Annotated in this window: 7 protein-coding genes; all 7 read left to right on the top strand. The window is 32.6% G+C overall.

Annotated features, from left to right (window positions below):
- Window positions 1-498 precede the first annotated feature (498 nt).
- The 7 genes from ACNKXV_RS13190 to ACNKXV_RS13160 all read left to right on the top strand — a co-directional run bounded on the left by ACNKXV_RS13190 (window position 499) and on the right by ACNKXV_RS13160 (window position 8,290).
- Complete coding sequence (locus ACNKXV_RS13190; protein WP_417908209.1) at window positions 499-1,269, top strand: type I restriction enzyme endonuclease domain-containing protein; 771 nt, start codon at window positions 499-501, stop codon at window positions 1,267-1,269.
- A 1,245-nt stretch (window positions 1,270-2,514) separates the two neighbouring features.
- Window positions 2,515-2,808 (top strand): helix-turn-helix domain-containing protein, encoded by a 294-nt coding sequence (locus ACNKXV_RS13185; protein ID WP_417908208.1) that lies wholly within the window; start codon window positions 2,515-2,517, stop codon window positions 2,806-2,808.
- 60 nt (window positions 2,809-2,868) lie between these two features.
- Window positions 2,869-4,341 (top strand): DNA primase family protein, encoded by a 1,473-nt coding sequence (locus tag ACNKXV_RS13180; RefSeq protein WP_417908207.1) that lies wholly within the window; start codon window positions 2,869-2,871, stop codon window positions 4,339-4,341.
- Window positions 4,342-4,411: 70 nt separating this feature from the next.
- Complete coding sequence (locus tag ACNKXV_RS13175) at window positions 4,412-5,344, top strand: DUF6371 domain-containing protein (RefSeq protein ID WP_417908206.1); 933 nt, start codon at window positions 4,412-4,414, stop codon at window positions 5,342-5,344.
- A gap of 89 nt (window positions 5,345-5,433) precedes the next feature.
- Window positions 5,434-5,952, top strand: coding sequence for a hypothetical protein (locus tag ACNKXV_RS13170; protein ID WP_417908205.1), 519 nt, complete (start codon window positions 5,434-5,436; stop codon window positions 5,950-5,952).
- Window positions 5,953-6,100: 148 nt separating this feature from the next.
- Complete coding sequence (locus ACNKXV_RS13165) at window positions 6,101-7,213, top strand: serine hydrolase domain-containing protein (protein WP_417908204.1); 1,113 nt, start codon at window positions 6,101-6,103, stop codon at window positions 7,211-7,213.
- Window positions 7,214-7,366: 153 nt separating this feature from the next.
- Window positions 7,367-8,290, top strand: a complete 924-nt coding sequence (locus ACNKXV_RS13160) for an AbiTii domain-containing protein (RefSeq protein ID WP_417908203.1) — start codon at window positions 7,367-7,369, stop codon at window positions 8,288-8,290.
- The last annotated feature ends 256 nt before the right edge of the window (window positions 8,291-8,546 follow it).

Here is an 8,546-nt window from a genome sequence, read left to right as displayed (position 1 = left end):
AGTTTAACAAACTTGATTATAATAGTATCTTTTAAAATTTACTTCTCTATGCAATAGGTGAAATTGTTAGGGCTTAGAACTTCAAGTCTACATATATCGAATTATAGAACCACAGGCAAACTAAAAAGTAACCGCAACGGTTAATCAACGGTTATGCAACAGTCCTTGATGTACCGTTGCAACGGCTCCCTATAAATAACCGTTGCAACGGTAGCAATGGCTAAGATCTTATTCGAATTCTCGGAATTTCTACAATAATTGTTTCATTCCCTCCCTACAGGAATAGTAATTTAATTTATCATTCCTATATCCAATATGTAAACCAAATCGTGAAATTCACACAGGTGGCGGCGGAAAAGTAAAACTACCGTAGATCTTGAATTAGCCGTTAAGCTATGTTTTGAACAGTTAGAGACCGTAAAGGGTCTAATGAATAATTTCGATTTAGAAGGGCTGAATATCTTGACGGATCTTCAAAAATTGAAATGATCTAAGAGTATGATGAATGCCCTACTGAAGTCAGGTGATGTCACCGATAATTTCCTTCGTGAAGAGAGAAAGCTATCGGAGCTGGTAGCCATGACGAATTTAGATAAAAGAATTTGGGAAATCCAGGAGGAAGTTAGAGTTATTCAAAAGATCAGGCAGACCATTAGAAAAACAAAATTTCCTCTTGGTCCGCAACGAGAGAAGAATGAACGCATCAAAGATCTCATCAATAAATCTCTGGAATCTCATGAAATTGTAGATCTGGCTAAAATGTATGACCTGGATAAATTTGATATTTCTATTATAGATGACAGGTTTCAGGCAATAGTAAAGGAAAAGGGCGAAGAGAATATAAAAATTGAATTACTGAGGCGTATTATTGATGATAAACTTAGAGTGAGAATGACTAAGAACATCAAGCGAATGAGGAGACTTAAAGACGAGCTTGAAAAGGTTTTAAGTAACTATAACAAGAATAGTTTAGATTTAATAGCTGCCATCATGCATTTAATAGATATTGCTAAGCAATTTCAACAAGATGACATTAGAACCAAACAGCTTGGCTTAACCAAAGATGAATTAGCATTTTATGATCTATTATCGGCAAATGAAAAGCTTTTAAACATAGCAGGTCCTATTCAGAATCTGGTTCATAAAGTGGTAGAATCGGTAAAGAAAAATTTACAAATCGATTGGACCCGAAAAGAAGACGCCCAAGCAGCAATAAGCCTTGTCGTAAAAAAAACTCTGTGGAAAAGCTCCCTTTTCAGAATTAGATAACATTCTAAAAGAAGTAATAGAACAGGCCGAAGGACAATATAAAGATTGCCGTTGGAGGTTCAAGATTTTATATAATCAAAGGAACGAAAGAAAACGAATATCAAATTAAATTACCCAAATTTGACACTTACTACTCAAATAAAACTATTGGATATAATTTTAGACGAATTAGATTTTATTCCAGAAGATTAAGAAGAAGGAGGAATTGAAGATACCGACATCCACAAATAAATATTTGAAAAAGTAAAGAACGATCGGTGCCTTCTAAATAATAATAAGTTCCTAGCTATCAAATATTAGCTGCCAACTATTTCGGGAAGATGATCATGTGAATCTAGAGTTTGAAAAGTATCGAATTTTAGATATACTTCAGGATAGAGATGAAAAGGAATACATTGACTTAATCCGTAATTATTACGGACAATTCCCAATTTTGAGATCCACAGAGTCCACGGTAAAGACATGATTTTTAGCCCCAACTTCCAACTTGAATTAAATTTGTTTCTTGATATTCTTGCAGATACAATTACGAGAGATTTAAATCTACTCGTGGAGCAAGTCCGTAAAATTTTAATAAGAGACACAGCTCCTTCAGAGTGGCACACTCAATTTCTTGGCGACCCTAATGAGGATTATGATAAAATAGAATATGAAACTAGTTCAATGGAAAGAATTGTTTCAATAGTTAGATGTAAAACTCTTCAGAATATTTTTTTGTAATAAGGATCCAATCAATCTTTTAATAAATTCAAAAAGGAATAAATGAACAAGCTTCAGGACTAAATTGAGATTAATAATATACAATTCACTCTCTACTTAGTTAAACGAATTTAATTCTTTTAGATACTACCCACCTCATTAATGATGGTTAATATTCTTAACTAAGCTTTCCTCTTATTATTATTTTTTTCACCAGGCATTTCAAGAGTTCTACATATCCATTATTACCCCTTTATTTAAAAGCTACTTAACTTCACTTAATTGCACTATCGCATCGACTGATACTCCCCGTAAAAGTTAACAGTTTCAAAATTTGAAGTCCAATTAATTTTAATTTTCGAAATGCCTGTTTCACCTCAAATTGGGTTAAATCACCCGAAATCACCTCAAACTGGGTTAAATTGGATTAAATAGCAGAAAGTTATAATAAGTTAAGTCAATCCATGTTAAATCACTATAAATCAGCGATCCGCTACAATGATCATTTATAACTTTGACTGAAAATAATTTAAAATTTAATTTATTATGAAAACAATTACTCAGCTTTACGGGATCACCCCTGAAGAATTAAAAAAAGAACTCTTGGAGGGAATTAGTAAAGAACTTAAAAGACTTTCTAAAGATTTTCGTCCTAAAGAACCAACAATTTGGATCACCAGAAAAGAGGCATCTGAACTTCTTGGGGTATCCCTAGTTACTATCCACACCTGGGGTAAGGAAGGCATCATTACTAAATATAAAATTGGTAACAGGATTAGATTTAGAAGATCTGATCTTGAGAAAATTCTTCTTGACTCAAATGAAGAAGCTTCAAAATAACCGCCAAGTCAATTTTGAAGCCTAGTTTATGCACTTCCATTAAGGACATAATTTTTACCAATGACAAATATAAAAAATATACCTCAAGTGATTAAAAATGAGCAACCAACTATTAACATTTCTGATTTATTAGAAGAATCAAAGCATGTAAATAAACAAAAATCAATTCCTCAACTTTTAAAATTTATACTTCAAAATCTGGAGGAAAAAGATTTTAAAATCGAAGCTGACTTTAAAGATGATGATAAACCTCTACCTCGAAAACATTATTTAGTATTATCCATTCAGTTTGTTCTTGAAAAATCCAAAGAGCTTGATCTGGATATTATTTTTAGAAATGGAAAAATATATCTTTTCAATTCAGAATATTGGGAGACTGTAGAAGAAGACATATTTAGGTATTTCCTTGGGGAGGCTGCTTTGAAAATGGGTGTGAATAAATTCGACGCTAAATTTTTTAAGTTCAAAGAAGATCTATACAAACAATTTGAAGCGGAAGGCAAACTGCAACAGGTTGAACCGGAAGCCGGTAAAACCCTCATTAACCTCAAAAACGGAACCTTCGAAATAAATGAAAACACTCAGAAATTAAGAGAGTTTAGAAAGGTGGATTTCTTGACTTATCAATTGCCCTTCGAGTATGATGAGCATGCGACACCAGACCTTTTTATTAAATTTTTAAACGAAGTAATACCAAAAGCAGAACTTCACAATATACTTGCCGAATACCTGGGATCAATTTTTATACAAAATAGCGTTCTTAAACTCGAAAAGGCTCTCTTTTTATATGGCACAGGCTCCAATGGAAAAAGTGTAGTCTTCGATATAATTAGCGCCATCCTGGGAATAGAAAATTTATCTAATTACAGTCTGGAAAGTCTGACTAAGGATAAGGATTCCAGAGCTATGATCGCCGACAAACTACTTAATTATTGTAGCGAAACCAGTACCAGTGTTCAGTCTGAAATGTTTAAAAAATTAGTTTCTAAAGAACCAATAGATGTGCGGCCAGTTTATAAATCGTCATATATCATGAAGGACTATGCTCGATTAATGTTTAACTGCAATGAATTGCCATCAGAAATTGAGCATACTCATGCATTTTTCAGACGTTTTTTAATAATTCCATTCGAAGTTACAATTAAAGAAGAAGATCAAGATAAAAACCTATCAACTAAGATTATTCAATATGAATTGCCGGGAATTTTTAATTGGATCTTAATTGGGATGAACCGTCTTTTGAAAAATGGCAGATTTACTCCAAGCAAAATAGTTGAAGATGAGATTAAAAAATTTAGACGAGAGAGTGATAGCGTTCTAAACTTTGTAGATGATTCCAATTATTTAATTTCCACAACGGAGGAAATAATGCTTAAAGACCTATATCAGGACTATCGAATCTTCTGTTCTGAAAATAATAATAGGGCTTGTTCCAGGCGTACCTTTTCAAAACGACTTAAAAACGAAGGCTTTGATTCTAAAAGGAAAAATACAGGAATGGTTGTATTTGCCGAAAAAAAAGATTTAGATTAGTAACATTAATAGCACTTTCTGCACTTAAAGTGTAGAAAGTGCATTAAATGCATATTCCTATAAACATTATATGTCTCAGTTCAGATTCATTTTGGAACCCTATGTGTCTCCAAAAAGCAAATACCGGTGCCCCAGTTGCAACAAGAAAAAAACTTTCACTAGGTATATTGATACCGAAAAAAATGAATATTTAGCCGAGAACGTAGGAAGGTGTGACAGGATACAAAAATGCGGCTACCACTACCCACCTAAAGATTTTTTCCAGGACATCGAAACCTTATCCTCGGTGAGAGATTTTGAGATTTTACCCAAGCCGGGTATAGATCTTCTCCGTCTAAGAAAGAATAAGGGTTTAAAACCTTCGTTCATCAATGAAGATCACCTATTTAAAAGTTTACAGAAGAGTCAACAGAATAATTTTCTGCTATTTTTAGATAACGTTCTAAATCCTGAAGCCTTAGAGGTAGTTAAGGAAAAGTATAAAATAGGCACCTCACAAAAATGGCCTGGAGCTACAATCTTCTGGCAAATTGATAACCAAAATAGGGTAAGAACTGGAAAAATTATTCAGTACAATAAAGAGACAGGTAAAAAGTCTAAAATCAATTGGGTACACTCCATGCTAAAACTCGAAAATTTCAGTCTAAAACAATGCCTCTTTGGATTACACCTACTGAACTCTGATAAAAATAAACCCATAGCCCTGGTGGAAAGCGAAAAGTCAGCAATTATAGCTTCTATAGCCTTTCCGGAGTTTATATGGATGGCCACTGGCGGACTGATGAACCTGAAGTATGATCTCCTTAAACCTTTAGCTAAGCGCAAAGTTATTCTCTTTCCAGATGCTGGATGTTATGATCTATGGAATGACAAGGTAAAAGACCTACCGAAGAATATACATTTTATGATTTCAGATCTGGTAAAGAAAAAGTCCTCAAAAAAGGAAAAAGATGAAGGATGGGATATTGTGGATTATATAATTCCTATTTGGCAAAAAGGCTAAAGAATTTTCAAACCTGCGTTTATCCCGTAACCTATTGGGATAAAATACTATATTCGTTTTGATATAACGAGTTATGCAGCATTAAAATTATGAGACAACTAATTACACTACTGACTTTTTCGCTTCTATTAATGAGTTGTAACAATAAGAACAAAACTACTCCTCGCAATCAATCTGACTTATTTAATGAATCATTTTCAGATTATAAAGAATTGTCAATTTTTGAAGAATACGATAAAATTACAGATACTTCGTATGCGAAAGAGGGTTATGATGCAACTCATAGAATTACTCACTTAAAAAGAAATAGGGAAAATATTCTACTTTTTAACAAGGTAACTTTGAATGAAAACAACCAAGAACATTATTCCATTCTTGATACACTTAAGATTAAAGATCTAAATAGCAATACTTATATATCAGTTGGATATTGTGAAATGAAAAATACACTTCCAGAAGAAATAATTGCAGTTTTGAGAAAAACTGAAAAAGATACAATTCAAGAAATCTTAAAAGCCTGGAAAGCAAACTCAGAAACTAATAAGATTGAAGAAATTAAAGATATTTCCAACCTCTCCTGTTTAAACGAGTATTATTCTGGTGCTTAACGCTGCATAACAACGGTTATCGCAAATAGCCGGCAGCGTTAGAAAGAAAATAATTAATTTGACCAACGAACCAATACTAAGCCGACAAACCCGCGTCCCTTACTCCGCCAACTGGCGATAACCGAGACCGTTAGCCACAATTTTAAAAATGAGAGCCCTACTAATTATAATTTCGATTTTACCACTATTTACATTTAGTCAAGTTGATAAAACTAATGCTTTAATTGATTCAAAAATTGACTTAGCATCTGAACACCCAGTTCAAAACATCTTAATACAACTAGATCATTTGAACCATAGAAGAAGTTATAGCGCAGGAGTAAGAATAAAAGGGGAAGAACTAATTCCAGTTACAGGTAATGAGCAATTTAGAATTGCAAGTAGTACAAAACTTTTTGTATCGACAATAGTTCTCCAGCTTATGGAGGAGGGAAAATTGGATTTAGACGAAAAAGCCTCAAAATATCTGAAAAGTATTTCATTTCTTAATTTTGAAAACTTGCATACGATAAATGATAGAAAATTTGCAGATGAAATAACCATAAAAAATTTACTTTCTCACCGAACGGGCCTAGCAGATATCTATACTGATAAAGAAGAAGAGTTTTTCGATTATTTTTTTGAGAATCCAGACAAGAAATATTCTTCAGAATTAATCATTGAATTATATTATAATTTGGACTTAAATAAGATGTCTCATAACGAACCTGATAAAGGGTGGTATTATTCAGATATGAATTATGTCCTATTAGGTTTAATAATTGAGCAAATTGAAAAAAAATCGCTAGCGCAGATTGTACGAAATAGAATATTAGAACCTCTCCAAATGAGAGAAACGTACTTCGAGTTCTATGAGGAACCTTTACAGAAACCTAATTTAATTGATCAGTATGTAGGAAATTTGAACTTTTCAAAAATGAATACTTCTTTCGATTGGTCAGGTGGAGGTTTAGTTTCCACCAATAATGATTTGATAATATTCATAAAATCACTCTTTAATTCGAAACTAGTAAATCGACAGTCTTTAGAAAAAATGATAGACGTAAAATTTAGTAAAAACAATGAGGATCGATATGGTCTAGGAATCTATGAAACAAATTACAATGGGAATATATATTATGGACATTATGGATTTTACGGCACGTATGTAGGATATTGCCCTGAGACTAAAACAGCTCTCTCTTATTCTATTAATCAAGCGATGACTAAATTTAGTAATCATGATTTGATTAGTGAAATTCTTGAACTAAATGAAGAGTAAAAAACTGTGGCTAACAACGGTTAATCGCCAATAAGCGGCACCGTTAGTAAGAAAATAATTAACTTGATCAACAATCCAACACTAAGCCGACAAATCCGCGTCCCTTTCTCCGCCAACTGGCTATAACCGAGACCGTTAGGCACAATACACAAAATGAAGTTATTAAGTGATATTATAAATGAGCTTGTCGATTCTAAAAAATCGATTACATCTCCAATGCTAAAAACCAAGGTATTAGCTACAAGAATTAATAACTCCGAATTACTAAATTGGGTAAATAATGAATTAAAAGGATACGATTCAGCAAATCAACTTCCCGATTATAGAATATATAAATGTCATCTATCCGGAAATTTCATAAATGCAGGCATGAAGTACACTAACAACGCTTTACCAACCACCGGATTAAGTGAAAAATTGATCAAAGATTTAAACCATATTTACTTTTTTCAAAGCATTAGTGGTTTAGAAACCACTTTGGAAAAAACAGAAACTAGTAGTTTAGAACAGAATTTATCTGCCGAATTAATTTCAATTATTGAAGATAATATTAGAAATATGGGCAATCCATTTTATCAAATATTAAGTGCTAGAAAAACAATTGCAATAACTGCTATTAATGAAATAATTTCTATAGTTAGAAATAAATTACTTGACTTTACCCTTAAGGTAGATGAAGAATTTGGGAATTTAACTGAGATAAAAGATCTAAAAGGTAAAAACGATGAAATCACCACAATAATGAATAAAACCATCATTAATAATTCGGGTGATGGGAATGTCATAAACACTGGTAACAAAGCTAATTTTAAGCCAAAAGTCAAAATTTCTAAAGGAAATAAATCTGAAGTTAGAGAGAGTATTAAAGAAGTCGGTCTTAGCAAAGAAGATGCTGATAAATTAATTGAATTATTGAGTAAAGAATTGCCTAATACAACTAGTAATAAATTTGGTAATAAGGTTAATAGGTGGATTCAGAATATGATAGGAAAATCCTTAGATGGGAGTTGGGAAATAAGTGTAAGTACTGCTGGTGGTATATTGACCGAAATAATCAAAAAATATTACGGAATGTAATTGTACTGTGCCTAACAACGGTTATCGCAAATAGGCGGTACCGTTAGAAAAAAATAAATTAACTTGACCAACTAATAAAACACTAAGCCGACAAATCCGCGTCCCTTACTCCGCAAACTTGCGTTAACCGGGACCGTTACCCACAATTCTTACATTGTGAATTACTAAGAAAATGAAACAAGAGAAATTAATCTTAGAAACCAGCTTTTCGCTTCATCAGAAAATTATTTTAATCGGATTTTCACTCATCCCATTA

It is taken from the genome of Christiangramia aquimixticola (assembly GCF_048285835.1).
In the GTDB taxonomy this organism is placed as follows: Bacteria; Bacteroidota; Bacteroidia; order Flavobacteriales; family Flavobacteriaceae; genus Christiangramia; species Christiangramia aquimixticola.
Note: the sequence above shows the minus strand (reverse complement) of the source record. Positions and strands in the feature narration are given on the sequence as shown.